The sequence below is a fragment of the Rhizobium yanglingense genome (assembly GCF_977109285.1).
The window spans coordinates 2,070,402-2,096,258 of record NZ_CDSAWY010000005.1 but is presented as its reverse complement, the minus strand read 5'-3'; the positions used below and the strand labels follow the sequence as shown (position 1 = coordinate 2,096,258).

General features: G+C 62.2%; 25 protein-coding genes and 8 pseudogenes. 20 read left to right on the top strand and 13 right to left on the bottom strand.

Annotation, left to right across the window (positions count from 1 at the left end; genetic code table 11):
- Nucleotides 1-303 precede the first annotated feature (303 nt).
- Nucleotides 304-645, bottom strand: coding sequence for a nuclear transport factor 2 family protein (locus tag ACW4PC_RS20200; RefSeq protein WP_455874948.1), 342 nt, complete (start codon nt 643-645; stop codon nt 304-306).
- 167 nt (nt 646-812) lie between these two features.
- Here ACW4PC_RS20200 and ACW4PC_RS20195 point away from each other — a divergent pair, with 167 nt between their 5' ends.
- Complete coding sequence (locus tag ACW4PC_RS20195) at nt 813-2,042, top strand: multidrug efflux MFS transporter (RefSeq protein WP_455874947.1); 1,230 nt, start codon at nt 813-815, stop codon at nt 2,040-2,042.
- Between the two features lie 153 nt (nt 2,043-2,195).
- On the opposite strand, the gene ACW4PC_RS20190 is transcribed toward ACW4PC_RS20195, so the two are convergent.
- On the bottom strand, nt 2,196-4,289 hold the full coding sequence (locus tag ACW4PC_RS20190) for a catalase (protein WP_455874946.1): 2,094 nt from the start codon (nt 4,287-4,289) through the stop codon (nt 2,196-2,198).
- Nucleotides 4,290-4,735: 446 nt separating this feature from the next.
- On the opposite strand from ACW4PC_RS20190, the gene ACW4PC_RS20185 reads away from it, so the two are divergent.
- Nucleotides 4,736-6,019, top strand: a complete 1,284-nt coding sequence (locus ACW4PC_RS20185; protein ID WP_455874945.1) for an adenylate/guanylate cyclase domain-containing protein — start codon at nt 4,736-4,738, stop codon at nt 6,017-6,019.
- Nucleotides 6,020-6,043: 24 nt separating this feature from the next.
- Nucleotides 6,044-6,622, top strand: a complete 579-nt coding sequence (locus ACW4PC_RS20180; protein ID WP_455874944.1) for a hypothetical protein — start codon at nt 6,044-6,046, stop codon at nt 6,620-6,622.
- A 37-nt stretch (nt 6,623-6,659) separates the two neighbouring features.
- On the opposite strand, the gene ACW4PC_RS20175 is transcribed toward ACW4PC_RS20180, so the two are convergent.
- The gene (locus ACW4PC_RS20175) at nt 6,660-7,553 is read right to left on the bottom strand and encodes a branched-chain amino acid aminotransferase (protein ID WP_455874943.1); all 894 of its coding nucleotides are present in this window, start codon (nt 7,551-7,553) and stop codon (nt 6,660-6,662) included.
- 250 nt (nt 7,554-7,803) lie between these two features.
- On the opposite strand from ACW4PC_RS20175, the gene ACW4PC_RS20170 reads away from it, so the two are divergent.
- From ACW4PC_RS20170 to ACW4PC_RS20160, 3 genes are all read left to right on the top strand, one after another.
- A complete protein-coding gene (locus tag ACW4PC_RS20170) occupies nt 7,804-8,844 on the top strand; it encodes a zinc-dependent alcohol dehydrogenase family protein (protein WP_455874942.1) in 1,041 nt (346 codons plus the stop codon).
- Between the two features lie 13 nt (nt 8,845-8,857).
- Nucleotides 8,858-9,589 carry a phosphodiesterase gene (locus ACW4PC_RS20165; protein WP_455874941.1) on the top strand — a complete coding sequence of 244 codons (732 nt, stop codon included), beginning with the start codon at nt 8,858-8,860 and terminating at the stop codon, nt 9,587-9,589.
- Nucleotides 9,590-9,731: 142 nt separating this feature from the next.
- The gene (locus ACW4PC_RS20160; protein ID WP_455874940.1) at nt 9,732-9,953 is read left to right on the top strand and encodes a hypothetical protein; all 222 of its coding nucleotides are present in this window, start codon (nt 9,732-9,734) and stop codon (nt 9,951-9,953) included.
- 24 nt (nt 9,954-9,977) lie between these two features.
- Here ACW4PC_RS20160 and ACW4PC_RS20155 read toward each other — a convergent pair whose 3' ends face one another.
- Nucleotides 9,978-10,640, bottom strand: a complete 663-nt coding sequence (locus ACW4PC_RS20155) for an EF-hand domain-containing protein (RefSeq protein ID WP_455874939.1) — start codon at nt 10,638-10,640, stop codon at nt 9,978-9,980.
- Nucleotides 10,641-10,801: 161 nt separating this feature from the next.
- Between ACW4PC_RS20155 and tam the strand changes: the two are divergent.
- From tam to ACW4PC_RS20130, 5 genes and pseudogenes are all read left to right on the top strand, one after another.
- Nucleotides 10,802-11,578: pseudogene (gene tam, locus ACW4PC_RS20150) on the top strand (trans-aconitate 2-methyltransferase).
- A 400-nt stretch (nt 11,579-11,978) separates the two neighbouring features.
- Nucleotides 11,979-12,341, top strand: a pseudogene (locus ACW4PC_RS20145) (glucose-6-phosphate dehydrogenase); the annotation flags it as partial.
- Nucleotides 12,342-12,581: 240 nt separating this feature from the next.
- The gene (locus ACW4PC_RS20140; protein WP_455874938.1) at nt 12,582-12,713 is read left to right on the top strand and encodes a hypothetical protein; all 132 of its coding nucleotides are present in this window, start codon (nt 12,582-12,584) and stop codon (nt 12,711-12,713) included.
- A pseudogene (locus ACW4PC_RS20135) lies at nt 12,652-12,969 on the top strand (hypothetical protein); the annotation flags it as partial. The gene ACW4PC_RS20140 and the pseudogene ACW4PC_RS20135, both read left to right, overlap by 62 nt.
- A gap of 58 nt (nt 12,970-13,027) precedes the next feature.
- Nucleotides 13,028-13,501 (top strand): hypothetical protein, encoded by a 474-nt coding sequence (locus ACW4PC_RS20130; RefSeq protein WP_455874937.1) that lies wholly within the window; start codon nt 13,028-13,030, stop codon nt 13,499-13,501.
- A 55-nt stretch (nt 13,502-13,556) separates the two neighbouring features.
- Here the strand turns inward: ACW4PC_RS20130 and ACW4PC_RS20125 are convergent.
- Nucleotides 13,557-13,953: pseudogene (locus ACW4PC_RS20125) on the bottom strand (hypothetical protein).
- Between the two features lie 355 nt (nt 13,954-14,308).
- Between ACW4PC_RS20125 and ACW4PC_RS20120 the strand changes: the two are divergent.
- From ACW4PC_RS20120 to ACW4PC_RS20105, 4 genes and pseudogenes are all read left to right on the top strand, one after another.
- Nucleotides 14,309-14,761, top strand: a complete 453-nt coding sequence (locus ACW4PC_RS20120; protein WP_455874936.1) for a helicase HerA-like domain-containing protein — start codon at nt 14,309-14,311, stop codon at nt 14,759-14,761.
- Entirely contained in the window at nt 14,656-14,883 is a 228-nt protein-coding gene (locus ACW4PC_RS20115; protein WP_455875074.1) for a helicase HerA-like domain-containing protein, read from the top strand. The genes ACW4PC_RS20120 and ACW4PC_RS20115 overlap by 106 nt, the downstream gene beginning before the upstream one ends.
- Nucleotides 14,867-14,926: pseudogene (locus tag ACW4PC_RS20110) on the top strand (hypothetical protein); the annotation flags it as partial. The gene ACW4PC_RS20115 and the pseudogene ACW4PC_RS20110, both read left to right, overlap by 17 nt.
- A 61-nt stretch (nt 14,927-14,987) precedes the next feature.
- Entirely contained in the window at nt 14,988-15,881 is an 894-nt protein-coding gene (locus tag ACW4PC_RS20105) for a helicase HerA-like domain-containing protein (RefSeq protein WP_455874935.1), read from the top strand.
- Between the two features lie 27 nt (nt 15,882-15,908).
- Here the strand turns inward: ACW4PC_RS20105 and ACW4PC_RS20100 are convergent.
- Nucleotides 15,909-16,210, bottom strand: a pseudogene (locus tag ACW4PC_RS20100) (alkylphosphonate utilization protein).
- A 423-nt stretch (nt 16,211-16,633) separates the two neighbouring features.
- Between ACW4PC_RS20100 and ACW4PC_RS20095 the strand changes: the two are divergent.
- From ACW4PC_RS20095 to ACW4PC_RS20085, 3 genes and pseudogenes are all read left to right on the top strand, one after another.
- Nucleotides 16,634-18,196, top strand: a pseudogene (locus ACW4PC_RS20095) (ABC-F family ATP-binding cassette domain-containing protein).
- A 243-nt stretch (nt 18,197-18,439) separates the two neighbouring features.
- Entirely contained in the window at nt 18,440-18,937 is a 498-nt protein-coding gene (locus ACW4PC_RS20090) for a transglutaminase-like cysteine peptidase (protein ID WP_455874934.1), read from the top strand.
- Nucleotides 18,938-19,347: 410 nt separating this feature from the next.
- The gene (locus ACW4PC_RS20085; RefSeq protein ID WP_455874933.1) at nt 19,348-19,959 is read left to right on the top strand and encodes a GGDEF domain-containing protein; all 612 of its coding nucleotides are present in this window, start codon (nt 19,348-19,350) and stop codon (nt 19,957-19,959) included.
- Between the two features lie 71 nt (nt 19,960-20,030).
- Here the strand turns inward: ACW4PC_RS20085 and ACW4PC_RS20080 are convergent, their stop codons facing one another.
- The 4 genes from ACW4PC_RS20080 to ACW4PC_RS20065 all read right to left on the bottom strand — a co-directional run bounded on the left by ACW4PC_RS20080 (nt 20,031) and on the right by ACW4PC_RS20065 (nt 22,971).
- The gene (locus ACW4PC_RS20080) at nt 20,031-20,696 is read right to left on the bottom strand and encodes a calcium-binding protein (protein ID WP_455874932.1); all 666 of its coding nucleotides are present in this window, start codon (nt 20,694-20,696) and stop codon (nt 20,031-20,033) included.
- 217 nt (nt 20,697-20,913) lie between these two features.
- Nucleotides 20,914-21,702: a VOC family protein gene (locus tag ACW4PC_RS20075; RefSeq protein ID WP_455874931.1), complete on the bottom strand. Its 789-nt coding sequence runs from the start codon at nt 21,700-21,702 to the stop codon at nt 20,914-20,916.
- 44 nt (nt 21,703-21,746) lie between these two features.
- On the bottom strand, nt 21,747-22,214 hold the full coding sequence (locus ACW4PC_RS20070; RefSeq protein WP_455874930.1) for a DUF1579 domain-containing protein: 468 nt from the start codon (nt 22,212-22,214) through the stop codon (nt 21,747-21,749).
- 31 nt (nt 22,215-22,245) lie between these two features.
- Entirely contained in the window at nt 22,246-22,971 is a 726-nt protein-coding gene (locus ACW4PC_RS20065; protein ID WP_455874929.1) for a DUF899 domain-containing protein, read from the bottom strand.
- An 89-nt stretch (nt 22,972-23,060) separates the two neighbouring features.
- Between ACW4PC_RS20065 and ACW4PC_RS20060 the strand changes: the two genes are divergently transcribed.
- Nucleotides 23,061-23,507, top strand: coding sequence for a MarR family winged helix-turn-helix transcriptional regulator (locus ACW4PC_RS20060; protein ID WP_455874928.1), 447 nt, complete (start codon nt 23,061-23,063; stop codon nt 23,505-23,507).
- Here ACW4PC_RS20060 and ACW4PC_RS20055 read toward each other — a convergent pair whose 3' ends face one another.
- From ACW4PC_RS20055 to ACW4PC_RS20045, 3 genes and pseudogenes are all read right to left on the bottom strand, one after another.
- Nucleotides 23,508-24,260 (bottom strand): RES family NAD+ phosphorylase, encoded by a 753-nt coding sequence (locus ACW4PC_RS20055; RefSeq protein WP_455874927.1) that lies wholly within the window; start codon nt 24,258-24,260, stop codon nt 23,508-23,510.
- The gene (locus tag ACW4PC_RS20050) at nt 24,220-24,603 is read right to left on the bottom strand and encodes an antitoxin Xre/MbcA/ParS toxin-binding domain-containing protein (RefSeq protein WP_455874926.1); all 384 of its coding nucleotides are present in this window, start codon (nt 24,601-24,603) and stop codon (nt 24,220-24,222) included. Before ACW4PC_RS20050 ends, ACW4PC_RS20055 begins: the two co-directional genes overlap by 41 nt.
- A 223-nt stretch (nt 24,604-24,826) precedes the next feature.
- Nucleotides 24,827-25,250: pseudogene (locus tag ACW4PC_RS20045) on the bottom strand (organic hydroperoxide resistance protein).
- A 125-nt stretch (nt 25,251-25,375) separates the two neighbouring features.
- On the opposite strand from ACW4PC_RS20045, the gene ACW4PC_RS20040 reads away from it, so the two are divergent.
- A complete protein-coding gene (locus ACW4PC_RS20040; RefSeq protein ID WP_455874925.1) occupies nt 25,376-25,843 on the top strand; it encodes a MarR family winged helix-turn-helix transcriptional regulator in 468 nt (155 codons plus the stop codon).
- Nucleotides 25,844-25,857: the final 14 nt, after the last annotated feature.

The window sequence follows — 25,857 nt, the reverse complement described above, 5'->3', positions numbered from 1 at the left end:
TTTGGCGCGAGCCCTCAGATTCTATGGGTCGCTGTTTGCCGAAATAGGCCTCGATCAATGCTAGAAAAACCTTCGAACTTTGCGCTCGGTTGGCGCCTGGCTCGGGCTGACAACGCGGCGCTACCAGGCAGGCCGTGTTGACTATAACGGCCATAACTTGCGACCGCAGATACAACCCGCTCCCGGGCACCGGAGCTCTGAAGAAACATTGCCGCTGAGGGATCTGTTTACGCCGCGTTGCCTGTCGTGCAACACGGGCGAGGCCGCCGACTGCCCAGCCCACCTTGACCAAGGCAAATGCGGTCAGGCAACCTCACGCCCGAAATAGACCTCCACCGACGCAAGCTTGCCGTCCTTGAAGCGCAGCGCCTCCATGTTACGGAAGGCGGTGCCGTCAGCTTTTTCGGCGCGGTAGCGGACGACGGCCTCGTCGCCGTCGATCGCCAGGAATTCGATCTCCATGCCGCGAAAGATCGGCGGTTCCGGCCAGCAGCGGTCGAAATAGGCGTTGCGGTCGATATGATCGTCACGCGGGCTCGAGAAGGTGAACTCCTCGCTCAGCATGCCGCGGACGATATCCTTACGGCCCTCGACATAGGCTTTGTAAAGGCCCCGGACGGTGTCTTCGCTGGTCGTTGCGGTCATTGCCGTTCTCCCTTTGAAATCCGATTGCAAATTGCAATCAGTTTATAGCAAGAAATAGGGCAGAACACAAATTGCCGGACGGTCCAAGCCCGATCCGTCCTTGGCACCGGAGCCGGCGGGGCGTAAGTTTCCGCTTCTTCCGAACCGGTACCCATAGAGATCCCGACATGACAGAGACGAAGATGGACGCGGCAGATGCGGCGGCCGGGTCCGCCTACTGGAAACGAAACCTCGCGATTTCGCTGACCGGCTCCTTCACCACCATCGTGGCAATGACGCTGCTGCTCCCTTTCCTGCCGCTCTATGTCGCCGAACTCGGCGTCACCGAGCATGCCGCGATCGTGCAGTGGTCGGGCATCGCCTATGGCGCGACCTTCTTTGCCGCCGCGCTCGTCGCGCCGCTCTGGGGCCGGCTCGGCGATATCTACGGGCGAAAGCTGATGCTGGTGCGCGCCAGCCTCGGCATGACGATCGCAATCTCGCTGATGGGCATGGCGGAGAACATCTGGCAGCTGGTGGCGCTCCGGCTCTTCGTCGGACTTGCAGGCGGCTACGCCTCGGGTTCCATGGTGCTAGTCGCGACGCAGACGCCGAAGGACCGCTCGGCCTGGGCGCTCGGCGTGCTGTCGTCGGGCATCATGGCGGGCAATCTCGTCGGGCCGCTGATCGGCGGGGCGCTGCCGCCCATCATCGGCATCCGCGGCACGTTCCTGGCGGCGGGCGGCGTCATCTTCCTCGCGTTCCTGGCGACCACCTTCCTGATCAAGGAGGAGAAGTCCCCTGCCCGCAGACAAGCGGCGAAGGCAGGCGGCGGCTGGCGCGCAATACCGGACAAGGGTCCGGTGGTCGCGATGCTGGCGACCGGCCTGCTTCTGATGCTCGCCAACATGTCGATCGAACCGATCATAACCGTCTACGTGGCGCAACTGGTCGAAGACCAGGGACGCGTAACGATGACCGCCGGAATCGTCATGTCCGCGACAGCACTCGGCAGTATCCTTTCGGCGTCGCGCCTCGGCAAGCTCGCCGACAGGATCGGGCATTGGCCGGTGATTGCGGGTGCGCTTGCTGTTGCGGCGCTGCTCCTGGTCCCGCAGGCCTTCGTCACCAATTCGTGGCAGCTGATTGCGCTGCGCTTCCTGATGGGAATTGCGCTCGGCGGGCTGTTGCCCTGCATCACCGCCGTCATCCGCCACGGCGTGCCGGACCGTGCCGCAGGCAGCATACTCGGCTACTCCATCTCGACGCAATATGTCGGCCAGGTCGCAGGCCCCGTGCTCGGCGGCTTCGTGGGCGGGCATATCGGCATGCGGGCGGTCTTTCTCGGCACCTGCGTGTTGCTGCTGGTGGGCGCTGCCTATGCGTGGATGGTGCGGCCGAGGGAAAAAACGAGCTAGCTCCATTGGCTGCTTGTGCGTCGCCTACCGTAACGCTCGAGGGAGCGGCCGCTCATCCGCACTTCGGGCACCTTCTCCCCCGGGGGAGAAGGTGATTTGACGTGGCGTCCCGTCACCTGTCCACAGCAGGAAGCGCTCCGCGGCGCGACACATCTATGCCAGCATGCGCACATTCGGCTCGCGGTACCAGTAGCGCTTGGCGGCGGCCTCGAAGAACGCGCCGTCCAACGCGACGACACCTTCGTCGGGTTCGACGCCGGCCCTGTGAAGCAGGGGCAAGGCTTCCGGCGTGTGGCCGATCGCCTTCAGATGCACGAAGGCATTCATCACCCATTGCACGGCGGCACCTTCCTTCAGCAGTATCCCGGTGCCCTCTCCAGACAGGAGAACCGCGACCGCATCGAATATCTGCGACGGGGAACCTGCGAGCTGGCCATCGGCCCTGATCGTGCTGCCGTCCGAGAGCCTCACCTTCCCGACCTTCGGAGCAACGACGAAAGCCGTGGCATTCGCATCCTCGATCGCGTTCACCAGGGATTGCAGGGCGTGAGCGTCACTGCCGTCGGCGATCAGGATGCCGATCTTGCGGCCCTCGATCGTCTGCTTCATGTTTTTCTGGATCGAGAGCGCCGGCGACGGGGCGATGTCGATCGGCTCGCGGGCGGCCGGGTTCTTCTCCGGCAGATCGATGCCGAGGCCTTCGGCGACACGTTTGGCAAGCTCCGGATCGACGTTCAGCAGGTTGCCGACCATGCGTGGTGGCACCTGCTTCAGGCTGACCTTGGAAAGCTCGAAGACGAAGGAAGAGGCGATATGGGCCTGTTCGGAGTGCGTCTGCGACTTCCAGAACAGCCGCGCCTGGCTGTAGTGGTCGGCAAAGAGCTCGGCGCGGATGCGCAGCTTGTCGCCCTGCTCCTCTTTTCCGGACGCGGAGCTGAATGTCGGGAAGCCGGTGACGGGACATTCGCGCGGCCCGCCTCCCTCGCCATGCGCGCCAAGGCTGTTCGGCTCGTAATTGGCCCGACCCGTCGGCACGTTCATCTGCATCTGCCCGTCACGCTGGAAGTTCATGACCGGGCATTTCGGCGCGTTGATCGGCAGCTGGTGGAAGTTAGCGGTGCCGAGGCGCGATTTCTGCGTATCGAGATAGCTGAAGAGGCGTCCCTGCAGTAGCGGGTCATTGGTGAAATCGATGCCGGGCACGATATTGGCGGGGCAATAGGCGACCTGCTCGGTTTCGGCAAAGAAATTGTCCGGGTTGCGGTCCAGCACGAGGCGGCCGACGATTTTCAGCGGCAGCACTTCTTCCGGAATGATTTTGGTGGCATCGAGCACGTCGTAAGGTTGCTTGCTGGCAAAGTTCTCGTCGAAAAGCTGCAGGCCGAGTTCCCATTCCGGGAAGTTTCCGGCTTCGATCGCCTCGTGAAGATCACGGCGATGGAAATCGTTGTCGGCCGCCTGCAGCTTCAGCGCCTCGTCCCAGACGGTCGATTGGAGGCCGAGCTTAGGCTTCCAGTGAAACTTCACGAAGGTCGATTTGCCCTCAGCGTTCACGAAGCGGAACGTATGGACGCCGAAGCCTTGCATCATCCGGAAAGAGCGCGGGATGGCGCGGTCGGACATCGCCCACATCAGCATGTGGGTGCTTTCGGGCATCAGGGATGCCCAGTCCCAAAAAGTGTCATGGGCGCTGGCGGCCTGCGGATAGGCGCGGTCCGCCTCCATCTTCACCGCATGGACGAGATCGGGAAACTTGATGGCATCCTGAATGAAGAAGACCGGGATGTTGTTGCCAACCAGATCCCAATTGCCTTCCTTCGTATAGAACTTGACCGCAAAGCCGCGCACGTCGCGCGGGGTGTCGACCGAACCGGCGCCGCCGGCGACCGTCGAGAAGCGCACGAAGACCGGCGTCTTCTCGCCCTTGCGCTGGAAGAGATCGGCCTTGGTGATGCCGGAAAGGCTTTCCGTCAGCTCGAAATAGCCGTGCGCTGCCGAACCACGGGCATGCACGATCCGCTCCGGAATGCGCTCGTGATCGAAATGGAAGATCTTCTCGCGCAGCACGAAGTCCTCGAGCAGAGTCGGGCCGCGTTCACCGGAGCGCAGGCTGTTCTGATTGTCGGAAATGCGGATGCCCTGATTGGTGGTCAGATGGTCGAGGCCCTCGTGCGGGCCTTTTTCCGGAATATGCTGATGCGTCTCGCCGCCATTGCCGCGGCTGGTGTCGAACGGGTTGTCGGACATGATACGTCCCTCATTTTGGGGTGATAGACGCCAAACGAGGACAGTGAGCTAATGTTCCTGAAATGACGGTCGGGTAAGGCAAAAGGCAGTCTAGCGGCTGGGCTCGGCCCATAGGTGGCGCTATCGCACCGTCCGCCTCCGCGCGAAGCGACACTTGGAACGAATGTGGGGTCGAGCTTGCCCCGCTTGCAGGAAGCGGCGAGACGCGCATGGTTGCGTCCGACCTAACTTGATCGCGATCGAAGGCGCTCAGCTTCTCGGGATAGCGGCCGGCGGCATTGATTAAGTGAGATAGCGAGAGTAAGTTTTGGGTGGCAGTAGGTGTGGGATGGGCGGCGTGAGCTGCTTCGCCACGGCAAGGCCCGAGAGCAACACCGGACCGATGATCGACAAGAGCGGAGCCGCGCCCCCGATCTGAACGGGCGGGCCATTTTTGGCTTCGCACAATGGAGGGCGCCGGCATGGACTTCCCTCTACCTGACAACGAGGCTGAACGCTTGGCCGCGGTACGGGCCTATGATGTTTACGGCACCGACCCGGAAGCCGGATTCGACGATCTCACCGATCTCGCCGCCCTGATCGCCAGTGCCCCGATCGCGATGGTCAACATCGTCGGCGACACCAAGATATGGCTCAAATCCCGTCACGGCGTTCCTCCCGGCATCGAAGAAGTGCCCCGCAGCGGCGTCTGCTGCGCCTATGCGCTCTGCCGCAGCGACATGCTGGTGGTTCCCGACACCCACGCCGACGATCGCTTCAAGGCACTGCAGTTCATCGCGACTGAACCCTTCTTCCGCTTTTATGCAGGCATGCCGCTGATCGATTCAGGCGGCCATGCGCTGGGCACGCTCTGCATCTTGGACCTCACCCCGCGCGAACTCGCCTTCGAGGCTGCCGAAGGCATCCGTCGCCTCGCGCGCCAGACCATCGCCCAGCTCGAACTGCGCCTGAGGATGGCCGAGGTGCTGCGCTCGCAGCAGGAACTGGCCGCTGAGAAGCAGCGCGCGGACAGCCTGCTCCTCAACATCCTGCCACGCAAGGTAGCTGCGGAATTGACAGAGAAGGGCTCGGTCGAGCCCCGCCACCACCCTTCCACGACGATCCTCTTTACGGACTTCGTCGACTTTACCAAATCAGCCGTTGAACTCTCCCCTCGGGAGTTGATCGATGACCTCGACATGTACTTCTCCGAGTTCGATAACATCGTCGCGCGGCATGGACTGGAAAAGCTCAAGACCATCGGTGACTCCTACATGTGCGCCGGCGGTCTGATACAGGGCCGCAAGGACCATGCGATCCGCAGCTGCCTTGCTGCTCTCGAGATTCGGCGCTTTGTCGTGGCGTCGAACCAGCGCTGGGCTGCGATCGGGCAGCGGCCCTGGCACCTCCGCATCGGCCTGCATACCGGCAGTGTGATGTCCGGCGTCGTTGGCCGGAAGAAGTTCGCCTACGACGTCTGGGGCGACGCGGTGAATATCGCGGCTCGTATGGAGAGCACGGACGAAGCAGACCAGGTGAACATCTCCGAAAGCACCTACCAACACGTAAAATCATATTTCGACTGCACCCCGCGAGGTGCCCTTGACGTGAAAAACAAGGGTAAGATGACGATGTATTTCCTCGACCGGCTGAAACCGGAATATGCCGCGGATGCTGCGGGCGTGGAGCCGAACGAGCATCTGAGGAAAACTCTCGCCGGTACTTCGGTCACCTGGTCGCTGCACGGATAGACCGCGCTCCCAGAGGAACTCACGATGACGCGTCACTTGCGAATCCTGGCTGCGTTGCTGACACTGTCACTCATCAGTGCCGGACCGGCTGACGACGGACGTTGGTATGGTGGGGATTATTCCTTCTCCGATGAGCTTGGCGGCTTCCGCATCCTGTCAGTTACAGGCTCAGGTACAAAAGCCGATCCAATCGAAATCAACGAGGAACTGAACTCGGCCAGCCCCGTCACTCTGGTGATTAGGGCCGCAAGGCCAATTCAACATCACGGGTTTCCTGAGGGCGCCTTCCACCTGCGCGTTGTCACTCTCAACAAGAGCGGATTGGCCTGGATCGAGTTCGAATTCGAACTTCAAGAGATTCTTGGCAAACCGAGCGACTTTTATGACGGTCTGTCATTTGATCAGACCAACCCCAATCCGGACCTCATTTCGTCCAACCGGTTTGCCCGTTTCGAGAACCACTTCGAGAAATTCGACCGGCTGCGCTTCGCCAGCGGCCACGTTGATCCCCTCGACCGACCGGCGTTTGGCTTTTTTATCACTGACGTCACGCCGGTTACCGAGTTCTACTTGGTGCAGGATCCGCGCGTACCTTTCTCGTGAGGCTGCAACCGGTTCGCACTCGCCTGCGCGCGGATCGCTACTCGCCGCTTTGGCTATGGCTGCGCCCGTTGGCCCAATCCATGTAGAGATCGAGCGCCTTGCGGGTGACCGGGCCGTCTTCGAAATCGCGGCCGTCGAGGCGGTTGACGCCGACGATCTTTGAATAGTTGCCGCTGGTGAATATCTCATCGGCACTCATGAAGTCTTCGACCGAGAGCGTCACCTCGCGCACGTCGAATCCTGCCTGGTCCAGCAACCCCATGACGCGGGCGCGGGTGATGCCGGCGAGGAAAGTGCGGTTGGCAATCGGCGTGAAGACCACGCCGTCCTTCACCATGAAGATGTTGGAGGATGCCGTTTCGGCGACATTGCCGTTCAGGTCCCGCATCAGGGCATTGTCGAAGCCGCGGCTTCGCGCCTCGGCGATCGCGCGGCCGCTGTTCGGGTAGAGCCCGCCCGCCTTGGCATCTGTCGTCGCCGTTTCCGGCGACGGGCGGCGGAAGGGCGAAACGGTCAGCGACGAACCGCTATGGCCGCCCATCGGCGCTTCGAAAAGGCAGAGCGCAAAGCGGGTCGATTCCGCATCGACGGAGACGACGCTGCCCGGCGAACCGTGCTCGCCCCAATACATCGGCTTGATATAGATCGGCGTCTTGCCATCGAACTTCTTGATGCCTTCCCAGGCGAGCGCCTCGATCTCCTCAGCCGTCTTGATGGGCTTCAGCCCCATATTGACGGCTGAGCGGTTGACACGCTGGCAGTGCAGGTCGAGGTCCGGCGCGATGCCATCAAACCAGCGGGCACCGTCGAAGACCATGGACGCGAGCCACATGGCATGCGAGGTCGGGCCGATCAGCGGCGGGTTGCCGGCAACCCACTCGCCCTCGACATGGGTCCAGGTGGTCGTGCGGGGCGATGTATCGACGGGCATGATCTTCTCCTTCCAAAGCCCGAGAAGCAAAATCCTTCCCGGCAGGCAGGGTCAAGCGGAAATTCGGCCGCTCAAGCGGGACGCAAGAAAAATGCCGCAACCGCCCATGCCACCGCAACAATCATGCGCGTTCGCCCGCATGAAGCGATGGGTCCATCAGCGAAAATGATCGAACGGAGTGTTGGAACCGCAGGCTCCCGCGTGGCATCATGGCGGCGGAATCTCAAACAAAAGAGCTGGAGGCCGTCCGATGAAAGCCATGTATTACGAAGCCTTCGAGCAGACCCCAGACATCCGCACGGTGCCCGACCCGACGCCGACCGAGGACGGCGTCGTCATCGCCATCGGCGCGACCGGCCTTTGCCGCAGCGACTGGCACGGTTGGATGGGACATGATCCGGACATCCGCCTGCCGCATGTGCCGGGACACGAGCTTGCAGGCAAGATCGTCGCCACAGGCAAGGGCGTGGTGCGCTTCAAGGCGGGCGACCGGGTGACCGTGCCGTTCGTTTCCGGCTGCGGCCATTGCAGCGAATGCCACTCCGGCAATCAGCAGGTCTGCCCGAACCAGTTCCAGCCCGGCTTCACGCATTGGGGCTCGTTCGCCGAATATGTCGCGATCGACTATGCCGACACCAATCTCGTGCATCTGCCCGACAGCATCGACGATGCGACGGCGGCGAGCCTCGGCTGCCGCTTCGCCACCTCCTTCCGCGCCGTTGCCGACCAGGCACGCACCCGCCCCGGCGAGTGGATCGCCATCCATGGCGCGGGCGGCGTCGGCCTCTCGGCGATCATGATCGCCAGCGCGCTCGGCGCCAATCCGATCGCGATCGACATTTCGGAGGAGAAGCTTGCCTTTGCGCGCGAATGCGGGGCAGTGGCGACGATTAACGCGGCCGCGGTTGCCGATGTCGCGGAAGCCGTGCGCGAGATCACCAAGGGCGGCGCGCATGTTTCGATCGACGCGCTCGGCCATCCCGTGACCTGCTTCAACTCGATCAAGAACTTGCGCCGCCGCGGCCGCCATGTGCAGATCGGCCTGATGCTCGGCGAATATGCAACGCCGCAAGTCCCGATGGCGCAGGTGATCGGCCATGAGCTGGAAATCTACGGCAGCCACGGCATGCAGGCATGGCGTTACGACGCCATGCTCTCCCTGCTTGCCGCCGGCAAGATCGCGCCGCAGAAACTGATCGGCCGGACAATCAGCCTGGAAGAGGCTGTGCCGGCGCTGATGGCGATGGACCGGGCGGAAGGAACCGGGATCAGCGTGATTACGCGGTTTTGAATGAGGTGGCGTCATGCTCATCGCCCAAATCAGCGATATCCACGCCAGCCCCGGCAATGACGGCCTTGCCCGGCTTAAGAGGGCAATTTCCTGGCTCGCCACGATGCAGCCGGCTATCGTCGTGGTGTCCGGGGATCTTGTCAACGGCGGCTGGCGGGAGGGCTACCGGCAGATCATTGCTGCGTTGCAAAGCCTCGCGTGCCGCACTTTGATCCTCCCCGGCAACGTGGACGACCGCACCGCCATGCGCGAGGCGATGCCCGAGGCCGGCCATTGGGGCGATGACGAGAAAATGCATTTTGCCGAACCCCATGGAGACGCTTTGATCGTCGGCCTTGACACATGCGTCGACGGACATGCCCACGGTGACGTTACGGAGCATCTTCCGTGGTTGCGGCAGACGCTGGCGAGCGGTCCATCGGGCATACCCTTGCTCTTCACGCATCACCATGTTTTCCACACTGGAATATCGCCTCTGGATGATGTCATGTGCAGGGGTGCAGATGCCTTGGGCGACCTGCTATCGAGTGGCATAAGGCGCCCCATCGCAATCTGCAGCGGCCACGTCCATCGGCCGATGTCGAGCCTGATCGCAGGCATTCCGGCCTACATATGCGGCTCGATCTGTCCCGCCAATCCTTTGCTGCTCGACCCCACACATGAACCGCCTGTCACCGATCCTCCAGCCCTTATGATCCATGATCTTCGCAATGGCCGGCTGGTCAGCAATCACGTTTCCTTCTGATAGAGAGATCTTGTGGATGACCAACCGCAGGCCCGGAGAGATCGAGGCATCCGCCAGCGTCTGCCTCATGCGCATAAGATCGGCTTAGAGCCTGTCCTTCGACACAGCGAATATCTCAGCCAAGCCATACCATACCGCGCGGATGCGCGGGGGCGTCAGCGCTGCGGCGCGTGCGGCACTCGATCTCGGCATCAAGGCGACCGTCATCGCATCCGCCGCCTTGAGCCGCGATCTACCGGATCCGCTCCGCTGCAGGATCCCGGCCGAGACCGTACATCGTACGGCGCTGGCGGAGATCGCCGACCGTTTCGCGACGGTCGTCCCGGATATAGCGGCGATTGTCAAACGGGCCGCAACGGCCTGACGGGCCGCAAGAAGCCGTCTGCCTCTACGGCTTCTCCCGCTTCTCCTGCTCTTCCCTAAATTGCCTGACGGTTGCGGCGCGCTCCGCCTTTTCGGCTTTCGAAAGAGCGCCGTCGCCGTTCTTGTCGTAGAAGGCGAAGGCGGAGACGAGGAGCGCCTTGAACTCATCCTGCGTCAGTTTGCCGTCCTTGTTGGGGTCGAGCGCCAGCAGGGCGGCGATGCGTTCCGTATCGCTCAGTCCGTAAGCGAGCGGCATGCGAGGCAGCGGCGGTGATTTCAGAGCTTCGTCGAGCGTCACGATACCGTCGCCGTTGCGATCGAAATTCGCAAAGCGCGCTTTCATGCCGAGTTCGGCCTCGTGGCGGCTTTCATAGAGGTTGGCGAGCTTGTACTCGTCGAGCGTCATGCGCCCGTCGGCATCGAGATCGCCGGTGAAGAACGGCATTGCGGCGGCGGCCCTTTGGCGTGCGGCATCGACCTGCCGGAGCCTGGCGATATCGTCTTCATCGAGGGCACGGTCGGCACCGCTGTAGACGGCAAAGGGCTCCAGATGGCTGGATACATACTGGTCGCGCGCATTGCCCATGTCTTCCACAAGGAAAATCGGCGGAGTGGCCGGCGTCTCGGCCCTTGCGGACATTGCGGCGACCGATAGGCAGACTGCGGCAAAGACGAAACCGGCTCTCATGAATTCCCCAACCCAGGAACGACATCAATAATGCAGCCCGCTCGTGCAGGCAATTCGAAGACAGCTGCAACACGCCGCATACAAGCGGCCGAGAATTGCTGCTAGCATGACGCGCTTTGGCTCATTGCCGTATCAGAACACGGGAAAGACAGGAGGTGCCCATGGCCTGGTCTGCCAGCCAGTATGTGAAGTTCGAGGATGAGCGGACGCGCCCGGCGCGCGATCTCCTGGCGCAGGTGCCACTGGAAAAAGCCAGAAAGGCGATCGATCTCGGGTTGCGGGCCGGGAAATTCGACCGAACTCATCATCGACCGCTACGGCAAGGATGGCGTGTCCGGCCTCGACAGCGACCTCAACATGCTGGAGGCGGCGCGCAAACGGCTTCCGGACACCACCTTCGACCGAGGGCTGACCTGTGCGCACCTGGCAGCCGAATGAGCCTGCCGATCTGCTCTTCGCCAATGCCGTCTTCCAATGGCTGCCCAACCATCTCGACATCTTCGACCGGCTGATGGACGGGCTTACCAGGGGCGGCGTGCTCGCCGTGCAGATGCCGGACAATCTCGGCGAGCCGCCGCATCTGCTGATGGAGGAAAGCGCCCATGCCGGACCATGGAAGACGGCCTTCGAAAAGAAGAGCGTGCGCCGCAATCCCCTTTCCCAGCCGTCGGCCTATTACAGCCGCCTGATCAGCAAATCCGCGCGCCTGGATATCTGGCACACGATCTACAACCACCCGATGGCGGATGCCGCGGCCATCGTCGAATGGGTGAAGGCAACGGGCCTGATGCCCTACCTCGCGGCTGCCGGCCAAGAGCATCGCGAGGCGTTTCTCGCGGATTATCTCGCGCGTGTCGAGACGGCCTATCCGAAGATGGCGGACGGGCGGGTGCTGCTCCGCTTCCCGCGGATGTTTCATGGTGGCGGTGAAGGGTTAAGCGCGACACGTTTCATGGAGTGCCACGCAGTCGCCGCGCCGTGCCCGGGGGATGGGTTGGCAAGGCAGCGACCACACATCTTTGTGCTTGTCACAGAGATCCAGCCACTGCGCGTTCGCGCCGTGAAGGACTCATTTGCCTTGAAGGGAGTCTCCTGCGCCCAAAGACCTGGGCGCGCTCGATTGCTGTGACAGGCACAGCAATGAGGGAAGGATAAATGACAGCGTCGAGGGCAAGCCCTTGCTTGCCGCAACCTTGCCTGAGATCGAGCGCTTGGAATGTTGCCCATCAACTGGCCTGATGAGGGTAGAAGTAGCAGACCTGGTGACAACAGGCCACGCTTGCGGTAGCGCCCGGCGGCCTTATATTCCGGCGCTGACAATCACGGAGAGCGACCCCTATGCCAGACGCCAAGCCAACGCCGCCCACCACTCTGGTCATCTTCGGGGCGACCGGCGACCTTACCCGGCGGCTTCTCGTTCCGGCGATCATCAATCTCACCCGCGGCGCCATGGTCGGCGACGATCTCGACATTCTCGGCATCGGCATCGAGCCCGGCGGCGACGAGATGCTGCTCAAACGGCTAGACGATTTCCTGGCCGGCCTCGGCGACGACGAACCGCTCGTCAAGGATCCGGCCTGGGCGCGGTTGCGGCAGCGGATTAGCTATATTTCCGGCGATTTCACCGGCGATGATATCTATCTGGAGATCGCCAAACGGCTCACTTCGGCGCCGGGCGGCAATGCGGCCTTCTATCTCGCCGTGCCGCCCCGCTTCTTCGGCGGTATCGTGGAGAAGCTCGCCGCTCACGGGCTGCCGCCGAGAGCGAAAATAGCTTCCGTCGCATCGCCATCGAAAAACCCTTTGGAACCGACCTCGCTTCGGCGCGTGCGCTGAACGCGCAGATCCTCGAACAAGGTCGGCGAGAGCCAGATCTACCGGCTCGACCATTTCCTCGGCAAGGAGACCGTCCAGAACCTGCTGACGGCGCGCTTTGCGAACATGATGATCAAATCGCTGTGGAACAGCCGCTATATCGACCATGTGCAGATCACCGCGGCCGAAACCGTCGATGTCGGCAGCCGCGGCACCTTCTACGACACGACCGGCGCGCTGCGCGACATGGTGCCGTAACCATTTGTTCCAGCTGCTCGCCATGATCGCCATGGAGCCGCCGAACAGCTTCGACGCCGAAGCGATCCGCAACGAGAAGAGCAAGGTGCTGAAGGCGCTGCGCGTCTTTACGCCCGAGGAGGCGGAACACACGGCGTTCGCGGCGTCTATTCCGGCGGGGACCCGCTGAACGGGGCGGAAATCCCCGGCCTATACGCAGATGCCGCAGGTGGTCGCTCGACAGCCAGGACCGAGACTCTTCGTGGCGCTGAAGCTTTATGCCGACACTTGGCGCTGGGCGGGCGTGCCCTTCTATCTGCGGACCGGCAAGGCGCATGACAGCGCGCGACACGGAAATCGTCGTCGAATTCCAGCCCGTGCCTTTCGCGCAGTTCCGCGAGACCGACGTCACGCGCCGGCTGCCTGCCGAACAGGCTGGTCATACAAGTGCAGCCGGACGAAGGCATGAGCCTGGAGATATCGTCATCAAATCGCCAGGGCTTTCGGTCGATACCGTGCCGGTTTCGCTCGACTTCCGCTATGCCGACCAGTTCGACATCGCCAAGATGACCGGCTACGAATCCCTCCTCTACGACCTCCTGATCGGCGACCAGACGCTGTTCCAGCGGGCCGACGGCATCAAGCCGGCTGGGCGGCGGTGCAGCCTTTCCTCGACCTATGGGCGAAGGGCGGCGAGCCAGACGCCTACGCCCCCGGCAGCATGGGGCCTGGCCCGCGCCGACGGCCTCATCGAACGCGACGGGCGGCGATGGCATGCGCTCGACGTGCTGCATGCGAAGCACAAATAAAAACCCCGTCCTCACATGGAAGCGGGGCTCTTTCGTTTCCGGCATGAAGGCCGGATCAAATGAACTGGCTCAAGCCCGGGACCGAGGCGACGACCTTCGTCGATCATCTTCGCCGGCATATTGCTTGGCACGGGCGCATGGTTTCCCTGGCGAGCGAGGTGATTTCGCCCATGCCGAGGCCCTGGCTCATGAGCTGCTGGCCGAGGCCCATGATCCCGCCGCCGCCGAGCGCGCCCATCAAACCGCCGAGCAGACCGCCGCCGCTGGCACCTTCGCCGTTATACTGGGCGACGAGATCGGCCGCCGCCGGAATGGCTTCTTGATCATCTTGGCGACCGCCGCGTCATCCCCTTCACGCTGCAGGAAGCCGAGCATCATGCCCAGCGCCTTCTCCGCCAGATTCGGGCGCGATCGCCCACGCGATCGGCAATCTGGGTCACGACTCCATTCATCGTCAGCCTCCTGTTATTTGACGTTGACGTCAACGTCATTCGAGTTTCGCGTCCGCAACTCAAGCCGCGCCGCCGAGAGCCGGCATTTTCCCCGGATTCGCTTTCAATGCAAGCAGCCGCTCCGCATCCGCGGTCCCTGCTTATGACCGGTGGACGATCGCAAGACGTAAATCGCGGCTCATCGCGATCTCCCGCATTTCAAACGCAAGCGGCGGGCATCGGCCGAAAGGAGAACTGCCTTCATGCTCGAGGAAGGCAAAGATTCTCCATCAGGCGCCAGGCCGGCCGATGCGGACGACAGCCCTTCAACAAGCCGGAAGATCCCGATTCGAAATTCGGCAACCGCCATGGCCTGGTGACGGGCGCGACCGGCACCGGCAAGACCGTAGCGCCCGCAGGTGCTGGCCGAAGGTTTTTCCAAGGCTGGCAGTCCCGGCTCTTCGCCGCCGACATCAAGGGCGATCTTTCCGGCATTGCCGCCAAGGGCGAAGGGGCAAAGGATTTCCTCACCAAGCGGGCCGAGCAGATCGGCTTTGCCGATTACGAATTCGACCAGTTCCCGGTGATCTTCTGGGACCTCTTCGGCGAGAAGGGCCACCGGGTCCGCACCACGATCGCCGAAATGGGGCCCCTGCTTCTGGCCCGCCTCATGGATGCCTCCAGGCCCGACAGGAAGAGGGCGTCATCAATATCGCCTTCAAGATCGCCGACCAGGCGGGCCTGCCGCTGCTCGACCTCAAGGATTTCTCCTCGCCGCCGAACTACATGGGCGAGAATGCGAGCGAGCTTTCCAGCCAGTTCGGCCTGATCTCCAAGGCGTCCATCGGCTCGATCCAGCGTGCGCTGCTCGTTCTCGAACAGCAGGGGGCCGAGCATTTCTTCTGGTCAACCGGCGCTGAAGGTCACCGATATCATGCGCACCAGCAATAACGGTTATGGCCAGATTTCGGTGCTTGCGGCCGACAAGCTGATGATCAACCCCAGGCTTTACGCCACCTTCCTGCTCTGGCTGCTTTCCCAAGCTTTTCGAAGAGTTGCCCGAAGTCGGCGGCTACCCGGACAAGCCGAAGCTCGTCTTCTTCTTCGACGAGGCGCATCTGCTCTTCGACGACGCGCCGCGCGTCTTGACCGAACGCGTCGAGCAGGTCGTGCGGCTGATCCGTTCTCAAGGGCGTCGGCGTCGTATTTTGTCAACGCAAAACCCGCTCGACGTGCCGGAAACGGTCCTCGCCCAGCTCGGCAACCGCGTGCAGCATGCGCTTCGCGCCTATTCGCCACGCGAGCAGAAGGCGGTCAGGACAGCCGCCGACACCCTCCGCCCCAACCCGGCCTTCGATTGCGCCACCGTGATCACCAATCTCGCGCACCGGCGCGAGGCGCTGGTTTCGACGCTGGAGACCAAGGGCGCGCCATCGATCGTCGAGCGCACGCTGATCCGCCCGCCATCCGGCCGCGTCGGCCCGGTGACGGAAGCAGAACGCCGTCAGATCATGGACCGAAGCCCGGTATCTTCGGATCTATGGCGAGGATGTCGACCGCGACTCTGCCTTCGAAATGCTCAACAGCCCGCGCGAAGAAGGCTGCCGAAAGCGGAAGCCGCCAAGCGGGCGCAGGAAGAGGCCGAAGCGCAGCAGACGAGTGCCGGCACGACCTCTGGCTGGACGCTGCCCGGTTTCGGCGGCAGCGACGACGAACAGCCAACCGCGGCCAATCGCGCGGGCGTTCGTCCGGCTATCAGCGGAGACGGTCGTCGAGGCGGCGATGAAAAGCGTGGGCGCGGACGGTTGCGACGCAGGTCGGCCGGGCGCCGGCGCGCGGCATTCGGGGAGTTTGAAGCGGTAGGTCGCGGAGGCAAGCTGAAGGGTGAGGTCATTCGCAGTCCTTATCCCCTGTGCCCTGCCGGGCAGATGGGATGCCAAGGGGTATAGCAGGTGGCTCGGCGAATATTCGTATCCTCAACGCTTGCGGACGAATTCCGTGCGCAGGACAAGGCCCTCGACGGCGTCGTGGCGGCAGTCGATCTCTTCCGGGTTGTCCGTCAACCGGATCGACCTTATGACCGTGCCCTGCTTCAGGGTCTGATTGGCCCCCTTGACCTTCAGATCCTTCATGAAGCGCTACGGAATCGCCGTCGTCGACAATATCTCCGGCAGCGTCGCTGACCTCGACGGCCGCCTCCGGGCGCAGCGAATTCCGAAGCCGGACGCCATTCGCCCGTCACTTCGTCATAGACGTATTCGTTGTCATCGCCCGCCATGGTCCGTCCTCCTAATCAAGAACTTCCCGGTCGGGCCGCTTATAACAGCCAGCCCGTCCGCGCAAGTTCGCCCACCAAGGGCAAGGGCCGTGTCGACCGCTTCTGGTTGCATTCCCTAGGCGCCTGGCCCACGGCGTATTTCATGCGTGCACTTTAAAAAGAAAAGGAGGATCACGCAATGCAATACTATTTCCGGTATCATCGCCAGCGTGGCCCCGTCAACGCCCTGCAAATGCGTTTGCAGGGCTGACCAGAGACCTTTCTCGCAAAACCTCTCTTCTGGTCTGCCCTTCGTGGCCTGCAGCGCCGAGCTTTCTGGCTTGAGCGTCTGCGATTTCTATTCCACCGCTCGAACGCATCGCATCGATGATGGCCGAGGACGCCCTCGATGGATGATCGCGCGGTCAAGACCAGAGAACGATCATGACCCTCATCAATATCCGCAATCTCGGCATCGACCTGGGTCGAGCCCTCTGTTTTCCAAGCTCAACCTCGTCGTCAATGCCGGCGACCGCATCGGCATCGTCGCCGCCAACGGCGGCGGGAAATCGACGCTGCTTCCGCTGCATCGCCGGCGCGCTGGAGCCGACCGAAGGCGACATCACCCGGGCGCGCGGGCTGACGCGTCGGCTATGTCGAGCAGAATGTGCCGCCTGCCCTGTTCGACAAGCCATTCTACGACGCCGTGCTCGATGCGCTGCTGCCGAGCAGGCGCGAAAGCGAGAGCTGGCGCGTCGATGTCGTGCTGGATCTCTGCCGACGTGCCGGAGGCGTTGCGCGAGCGGCCGTCTGAAGCAGCTGAGCGGCGGCTGGCAGCGGCTGGCGCATGCTGGCCCGTGTCTGGGTCGACCGAACCCGACGTGCTTGATGCTCGACGAGCCGACCAACCATCTCGACCTCGGCAAGATCGCGCAGCTGGAGGACTGGCTGAATGCGCTGCCGCGCGACGTGCCGGTGATCCTGGCCAGCCACGACCGCGCCTTCCTCGACGCCGTCGACCAACCGCACGCTCTTCCTGCGGCCGGAGCAATCGCCGATCTTCGCTTTGCCCTATTCGCCGGGCGCGCGCTGCGCTCGACGAGGTCGATGCCGCCGACGCGCGCCGCTACGAGCGCGACATGAAGGCGGCGCAGCAATTGCGCAAGCAGGCGGCCAAGCTCAACAACATCGGCATCAATTCCGGCAGCGACCTGCTGGTCGTCAAGACCAAGCAGCTGAAGCAGCGCGCCGAGAAGCTCGAGGATGCGGCACAACCCGGCGCATCTGCGAGCGTTCGGCCGGCGCCATCCGGCTTGCCAATCGCGGCACCGCATGCCAAGGTGCTGGTGACGCTGGACGATGCGGCGGTTGAGACGCCGGACGGCACGCTGCTGTTCAAGACCGGCAGGCAGTTCGTCTGCCAGGGCGACCGCATCGTGCTGCTCGGCGACAACGGCGCCGGCAAGACGCGGCTGATCGTCGATGCTCCGCAAGGCGATCGCGAACCCGGAGACGGCGCGGGAACGGCATCAAGGCCACGCCTTCGCTGGTGCTCGGCTACGGCGACCAGGCGCTTGCCGATCTGCGCGACGACCGACACGCCGATCGGCGACGATCATCCGCCGCTTCGACGTCGGCGACCAGCGGGCGCGCGGCACTGCTGGCCGGCGCCGGCATGTCGATCGAGATGCAGGGCCGACCGCATCGGCCAGCTTTCCGGCGGGCAGAAGGCGCGGCTCGGCATGCTGGTGCTGCGGCTCGACCAACCCGAACTTCTACCTGCTCGACGAACCCACCAACCATCTCGACATCGACGGGCAGGAAGCGCTGGAGGGCGAGCTGATGGCGCATCAGGCAAGCTGCCTGCTCGTCTCGCACGACCGCAGTTTCGTGCGCGCGGTCGGCAACCGGTTCTGGCTGATCGAGAAGCGGCGGCTGGTGGAAATGGAGAGCCCCGAGGGGTTCTTTGCGTCGGCAGCTGGTAGGGATGAATGGCCAAGGGGCTGACCAGCCAGGCTCGAACCAACGGTCTCGACCCGTCCTTCGGACCCCAACTGGGCAGAAGGGAGCGGAAACGATGCAACATATCCCTTCCCCTCGGAGAGAAAGGTGCCGGCAAAGGGGCGGCGTGCCGTTACTTCACTCTTCATTCCTCGGGCTCTTCAAAGGGATGAGTGGAAACCCCTCAGAATGCCTTCGGCGCAGCAACCAAGGCCCGCCGGGCCCTTCACGCGGATGATGCTGGCCGCGATGGCGACGGAGTCGGCAATAGCCAAGAGCGGGCAAGCTTCAATCCGCGACAAGTTGGATGCGGTGAACGTCGCGGTCAACCGCGCGATCCGCTACCGCCGGGACATGGACATCTATCAGGCGACGGACCACTGGGCAGCACCTTCCGAGACGCTGGCCCGCCAGCAGGGGGATTGCGAAGATTTGGCGATCCTGAAGATGGCAGCACTTCGCGCCGAGGGCGTCGACATGAAGGACATGTCGATCGTCGTGCTCTTCGACCAGAAACGCCACTTCTACCATGCGGTGCTTTCGGTCGCCGTCGATGGCAACTACTTCATCCTGGACAACATGCGCGACCAGGTGCTGCCCGACAGCCGCCTGCCCGACTACCAGCCGCTTTTTTCCATCACCGGCGGCAAGGGGTATCTGCACGGGCTGCGGGCCGGCAACAACAAGCAGGTCGCCTCCCGCATGCCGCTGGAAAAGGTCGCACCGGGCGAAGGCGCAGCACACTGAGACAGGCCAAAACGCATGACGTTCAAAGCGGTCGCATGATGCGGCCGCTTTTTTCGTTTCATACGTCGGTGAGTAGCGGGAAATATAAGTCAGTAGCATTAAGTTATCAACACTCCAACAGGCCCTAGCCACCTTCCTGCGAAGACAGTCAACTCCTGAGGTTTCCACCCCTAAAGCAACAATTTTACAGGATTTTTTAACCGGTACTTGTTGTGCTCACGGTTAGCTTGACACTCATCCCCAGTGAGCTCCGACCCCATGATTTTTATTAACCGTTACTCCCCAGCCACAGTAAAACCCGCCTTGTTTCGCGCCGCGATCGGCGCATCATGCTGCATGGCAGGATCGCTCGGTCTTTTACTTATCGTTTAAACCTTCTAATCCCGAATAAACCATTTTTGGTAGGGTTTGTGAGCATCCCTCCAATTTCGTTTCTTGTTGCATTTCCGCTGCTCCTGGCGCTGCAGCTGCAAAAGTCGGAGCTTGCGGCGCTGCGCGCCAAGATGAACCACGCCACCCGGCATGATCCGGTGACGAATGCACTCAACGGCACCGCCTTTGCCGCTGCGATGCAGAATTATTCCGACCGCCGCCGGAAGATCGCGACGGATACCGGCGGCATCATGATCGCCGTCGTCATCGAGACGCTCGATGCAATCAGCCGCCGCTACGGCCCACAATGGGCCGACACGGTGATGTTATCGCTGGCCGACATCATCAAGAGTTCGGTCAGAAGCGGCGACCTCGTCGCCCGGCTCGCCTCCAACGAGCTCGGCATCTTCCTGCCCGGCGCCACCCCCGAAAACGCCCAGGACATCGGCGCCCGCATCCGCAGGCGCGTCTCGCAGGCCGCCTTCGAGACCGAGGAAGCGCCGCTTGACCTCAAGATCAAGCTCGGCGGCGCCCTCTTCGAGGGGCCGGAGGATTTCAACCGGATCCGGCAACTTGCAGATGAGATGGCGTTCGAGAGCGCGACCGAGGATGGCGAGCCGATCGTGATTGCCAGGCTGCCCGCAGCGTGAGGTAGAAGGCAGAAAAGGCGCCGAAGCGCCTTTTCCAGGTTCAACTCTTCCAAGACCGAAACGTGAGCCGGTCAAGCGATCGGCGTCGTGGTCGAGTGATGGTCGTCATCGTAGATGGTCTTCACCGTCGACACGTAGTTCTGAAGCACCGCGACATCGTGCCAGGTGCCGTTGTCATTGACGCTGATCGTCGTATTGCCTCCGGCAACCGTGCCCTTGACGTTTGCAAGCGCCTCCGCCTCACTCGCCTCGTGACCGAGGAGCGAGTTGAGGAGGTTGGAAACGTCAAGCGTGTCACCCTGGCTATTCTTGAAGTCCGTGGTGAGGTCGGCGAGGTTGACTTCCTTCAAGGCGGCTGCATCGATGACGAAGGTGTCGCTGCTGCCGCCGCCGGTCATCGTATTGAGACCGGAGCCGCCGACAAGAATGTCGTCACCGTCACCGCCGACGAGGATATCGTTGCCGGCTCCGCCGAGGAGAACATCATTTCCATTTTCGCCGTAGAGACTGTCATTTCCGTCTCCACCGTCAATGAAGTCTGTGGAATTGCCGCCATATAGCGTGTCGCCGCCGCCCATGCCATACAGCGCGTCATTACCGGAGCCGCCGTTTACCGTCTCGGCATTGCCGGAGCCGATCACCACGTCGTGACCCCCACCTGCATTCAGGGCGCCATTGAGACTGCTGTTAATGAAAATCAGATCGCCGTCGACGTTAAATGTGGCTCCCGTAACCACGCAGATATAGCCGATTATGCATCCACCCAAAAATGTTCAGGAAGGGTTAACCTTGCGGGGCGTTTTCTTGGCCGGAACGATAAAATGTGAATAAAATTAAGAGATTAGCGGGACGGATTTTGCCGCTCAAATGAAAAGGGGGCGGCCCGCTTCCAAGGGGCCGCCGCCGATCACTTTCCGTATCTCGATTTCCCGTATCCGGGATGTTGCTGCGAGGTCAGCGGCCCGGCGCGACGAGGCAGAAGAAAGCGCCCTGCGGGTCCGTCGCATTGATGATCCAGCTGCCGCCGGGCACTTCCATCGGACCGACGATTACCTTGCCGCCGCCCGCATTGACGCGTTCGATGGCACTGTCGATCGCCGGCACGTTGAAGTAATAGCCCCAATAGCACATCGGCACACCGGCGGGTTTGCTCATCATGCCGCCGATCTGTTTTCCATGTTCAGCGAAGATGCGATAAGCGCCCATCTCGCCCATGTCGAAATCGTGGTCCTTGGTCCAGCCGAAGACCTTCGAGTAGAAGGCGAAGGCTTCCTCCATGTTGCCGGCCATCAGTTCGTGCCAGCCGATATGGCCGGGCGTACCCATTTCCGGCTCCCAGCCGCTATCGCCCTCCATCGGCAGCGGCGTCATGATGCAGAGGACGGCCCCGTGCGGGTCGGCGACGACGGCAAAGCGGCCGATGGTCGGGATGTCTTCGGGGGGGCGGCGGATCTGGCCGCCGTTCGCCTCGAAATCCTTCGCGGATTGGTCGACATCGTCGACACAGACATAGCCTGTCCAGTTCGGCGGAATGCCCTGCCCTTCGAGCTCGGCCGGAAAGGTCATCATGCCGGCGACGCCGCGGCCGTCCGCCTCGAAGATGGTATAGGGGGAGGGAAGGTCCTCCATCGGCATCTCTTTCGTCGTCCAGCCGACGACAGAGCTGTAGAAGCCGGCGGCGGCCGTGGTATCCGTCGTCATCAGTTCGCACCAGATGAATTTTCCATGCGTGTCGGAAGCCATGATCTTTTCCTTTTCGTGCCTATGGAATCGGGTTTGGTTCGAGATCACGGCTTGCGCGTGTAATGCGCCTCCATAAACTGCTTCCAGCTGCCGTCCGGCTGCTTGGCCGCCGAGTTGAAGGTGCGGTGATCGTCATCGGCGAAGATGATCTGCTCGCGGTAGTCCTGCTCGGCGCCTTGGTTCTGGAAATCGGGGCCACGGGTATAGAGGCTGAGCACCTTGCCGTCGGTCGATACATCACCCTCGTAGACCCACATGTGATCCATCATCGAGCCGATCCAGCTGCCGACATATTTGCCCTTGGCCGCATTGTAGCCGAGGGTGAGCATGGTGGTTGCAGCCCCGCCGCCCGGCATCTCGCCATTGCCTTCGGCAACGAACCAGATGCCGTGCAGCGAGCGCACGATCTCCGTCCATTGCTGGTCACCGGTCATTTCGGATGCCGTGACATCCCATACGCCCACCAGCCTCTCAAGGAAGCGGTGTTCCTCCAACGCTTTTGCAGTTTCCATCATCCTTCTCCCTTGGCGATGTTCGCAGATTTCAGTGACGGGATTGCGTCTGCCGAGCGCCCTCATATTCGTCGTGACGCTTGACGAAATCCATCGTGCCTTCTTCGTTGCGGCCCTTCGGCGCGCGGTCGAGGATCATCAGCGTGCCGATCAGTTCCTCCGGCCCACGGGCATAGCTAGAGTAGGTATGGAAGATTTCACCCCGCTCGTTCTTGTAGAAGGAACTCAGCCCCGGCAGTTCATCATGGGCCTCGGCGGGTTCAATCGCGGTGAAATTGTAGAAAACCTTATCCTTGGCGAGATCTTCCGGGCTGAAGGAAACGTGGTAGTCGAAATTGAAATCGCTGCCGAAGGACGAAACCCAGGGGAACTTCCAGCCCATGCGCTTCTTGTAGGCGTCGATCTTGGCGAGCGGCGCGCGCGAAACCGCGACCCAGGTGACGTCGTGATGGTTGAGATGCGGCAGCGCGCCATCCACGTGATCGGAAAGGAACGAGCAGCCGGTGCAACCGGCCTCCCAATCCGGACCGAGCATGAAATGGTAGATCATCAGCTGGCTGCGGCCATCGAAGAGATCGGATAGGCCCTTCTTTCCCTGCGGCGTGTCGAAGACATAGTCCTTGTCGACCTTGACCCAGGGCATGGCCAGGCGCTCGGCATTGATCCTGTCTCTGAGATGCGTTGCTTCCTTCTCCTTCAAAAGCAGCGCCCGGCGGGCCTCCAGCCATTGTTCACGGGAAACGACTTGATTCTGCATCGCGAGCGCCCTCCTCCGGCGCCGCCGGCAAGACCGGCATTCGTTCTCATTCGCTTGACTAAATACATTGATATCAATAGAAATAGGGCATGTCAAACGCGATAGAAATACCCTTTTCGACGACACTGCTGGTACGGGACACCTGCCTGTGCCTGCATGTTCAGCGCGCCGCGCGAGCACTCGCACGGCTTTTCGACGATGCGCTTCGTCCGGTCGGGCTCACCAACGGGCAGTTCTCGCTGATGATGTCCCTCAATCGGCCCGAGCCGCCGCCGATGGGCCCCGTGGCCAATGTCCTCGCCATGGACCAGACGACGCTGACGGCGGCGCTGAAACCGCTGCAACGCCGTGGCTGGGTAAATGTAACGCAAAATCCGAAAGATAAGCGGAGGCGGCTGCTCAGCCTGACGCCGGAGGGCAAGGCGGTGCTCTCCGCAGCGCTGCCAATCTGGGAAAGGACGCATGCAGCGCTGGAAAGGAATTTGCCTGGCGGCAGCGCCGAGCGGCTGCGAAGCGAGCTGCAGGCGCTCGCCTGATCAACGGGCGATGCGTGGATCGTTGCCGAAATCGCTCCTGGCAAAGCCGATCCGCATCTTCGGAAATTCGCACAGCGCCTGAACGCCTGCCGGCGACAGGCGAATGCGCCATGTCTGGCGCTCGGCCGGTTCGCGGGCGCTGAAGGCCTTGGCCGTCAGCAGCGCGATATTCTTGCCGTGATGCGGATCGCGGACGGATTCATAAAGGATCGCTTCGGCGCCGATCGCGCGGGCGGTATCGGCAAGCGCCTGGCAGGGTTCGCAATTCATGGGATCGGTCCATTTCGGGCGATCGCGGTTGAGAGGCGGCAAAGTCAAATCGAGCGCGGCCTTCGTCGCGACGAGAGCCGCAAAGGCGGTGTATTCGGCCGCATTCGCAGGCAGTGGCGTCTCAGGAGAATCCGCGAAGAAGAGCAGGCGGTAGAAGGCCATCTCGGCAAGCGCCGTCTCCACCTTTTCCGAAGCGTAGAAAACGCCGAGCGTGCGCCCTGCCCTGCGAAAGCGAGAGCCATGCGGGTAGACGGCGCCGTAGCGGAAGGGCGTGGCGAGCAGATAGTCGAGACCGGCGCATTCGGGCGGCAGCGCCGGCTTGCTCTTCTCGAGCAGCGTTTCGAGCAGCGCCTGCTCTTCCAGCGTATCGACAAGCTTCAGCGTCGAGATATGATGCTGCGCCTCCACCAGCCGCCAGAAACTGCCGGATATCGCGCGCGCCTCAGACGAGAGCGCGGCGGGCGTCCAGATAGGCAAGGACATCGGTCAATCCGGAAATGCTGGCGATCTTTTCGAGCGGTGCGGCACCGAGCGCGGTATTGGCATTGCGCAACCATTGCCTGGCAACCGCCTCGTCGCCGCCGACGATCGCATCCAGCGAGCGGAAGAGGCGGACAAGCAGGACAGCGAGCTCAAAGGACTTGCTGCCAGGCTCCAGAAGATGATCCTGCCGCTTCATGCGCGAGATAGTGGCTTCCGACACGCCGAGAACGACGGCAAGCACGCGGGCGCTGATGCCAAGCCGGTCCGCGGCATTGACCGCCGCCTTGGTGATCACCGCGGCTTCGGATGTCCGGCGGCTGTCCTGAAGATGCAACGAGGTCATCGGCATATCCTTTCCTTGGAAATAATATAGCGATTATATTTCAGATGAAAAGGGTGCCGCTTTGTTTCCTCCCCAGCTGGGAGAAGTGCCGGAGCGAAGCCGAGGCCATGAGGACGCAATGAGGGAGCGTCTTAGGCAAAAGCGAAGACGACATTTGCCGTGTCGTTCCCTCATCCCGGCCCTTCGGGCCACCTTCTCCCCGGCGGGAGAAGGTGGTGCCGCATCAGGCCACCGTGACCGGAACTTCGGTCGAGGTGCGCATGGCGTGGCTGTAGGGGCAGACGATGTGGGCGGCGGCGGCGAGCTTTTCAGCCTCGGCCTTATCCAGGCCGGGGATATTGACGGTGAGCGCCACGTCGATGCCGAAGCCCGTTCCGTCTTCACGCGGGCCGATGCCGACCTTGGCGGAAACCGTCGTGTCTTCCGGAAATCTTGACCTTCTGCTGGCCCGCGACAAATTTCAAGGCACCGAGGAAGCACGCGGAATAGCCGGCCGCGAAGAGCTGTTCGGGATTGGTGCCGGTGGCGCCATCGCCGCCGAGTTCCTTCGGAACAGTCAACGTCACGTCGAGAACGCCGTTTTCGGAAACGGCGCGGCCTGCGCGGCCACCGGTAGCGGAAGCTTGGGTCGTATAGAGGATAGGCATGTCAGTCTCCTTTTGCGTTGGGGCTGGATTTCATATATTGCACAATTAAATTGTACGCAAGTGAATTTCGCAAATTGCATTCGGAATCTGAAAAGAGGAGAATTGCACCTCAAAGGAACAGGACCATGAAAGCGCAGATGGCAAAGACGATGGAAATCCCGCAAGAGGAGAGACGGCTGGAGAAACAGCTCTGTTTCGCGGTCTACGCGACGGCGCATGCCTTCACGCGCGCCTACAAGCCGATCCTCGACAAGGTCGGCCTCACCTATCCGCAATATCTGGTGATGCTCGTGCTCTGGGAAAAAGCCGAACTTCCGGTGAAGACGATCGGCGAGCAGCTCGATCTCGATTTGGGCACGCTCTCGCCGCTGCTCAAGCGGCTGGAGCAGACCGGGCTGATCAAGCGCACCCGGGACGCACGCGACGAGCGGCAGGTGATCGTTTCGCTGACGCCGAAGGGCCGTTCGATGAAGAGCGAGGCGGCGACGATCATGACGGCCATCGGCCAGGCGGCCGGCTGCACGCTCGAGGAAATGGCGGAAATCCGCGGATCTTTGCAGAAGCTGCGCGGGAACCTGAATGCAGCCGTGTGAGAAATCGCCCGCGC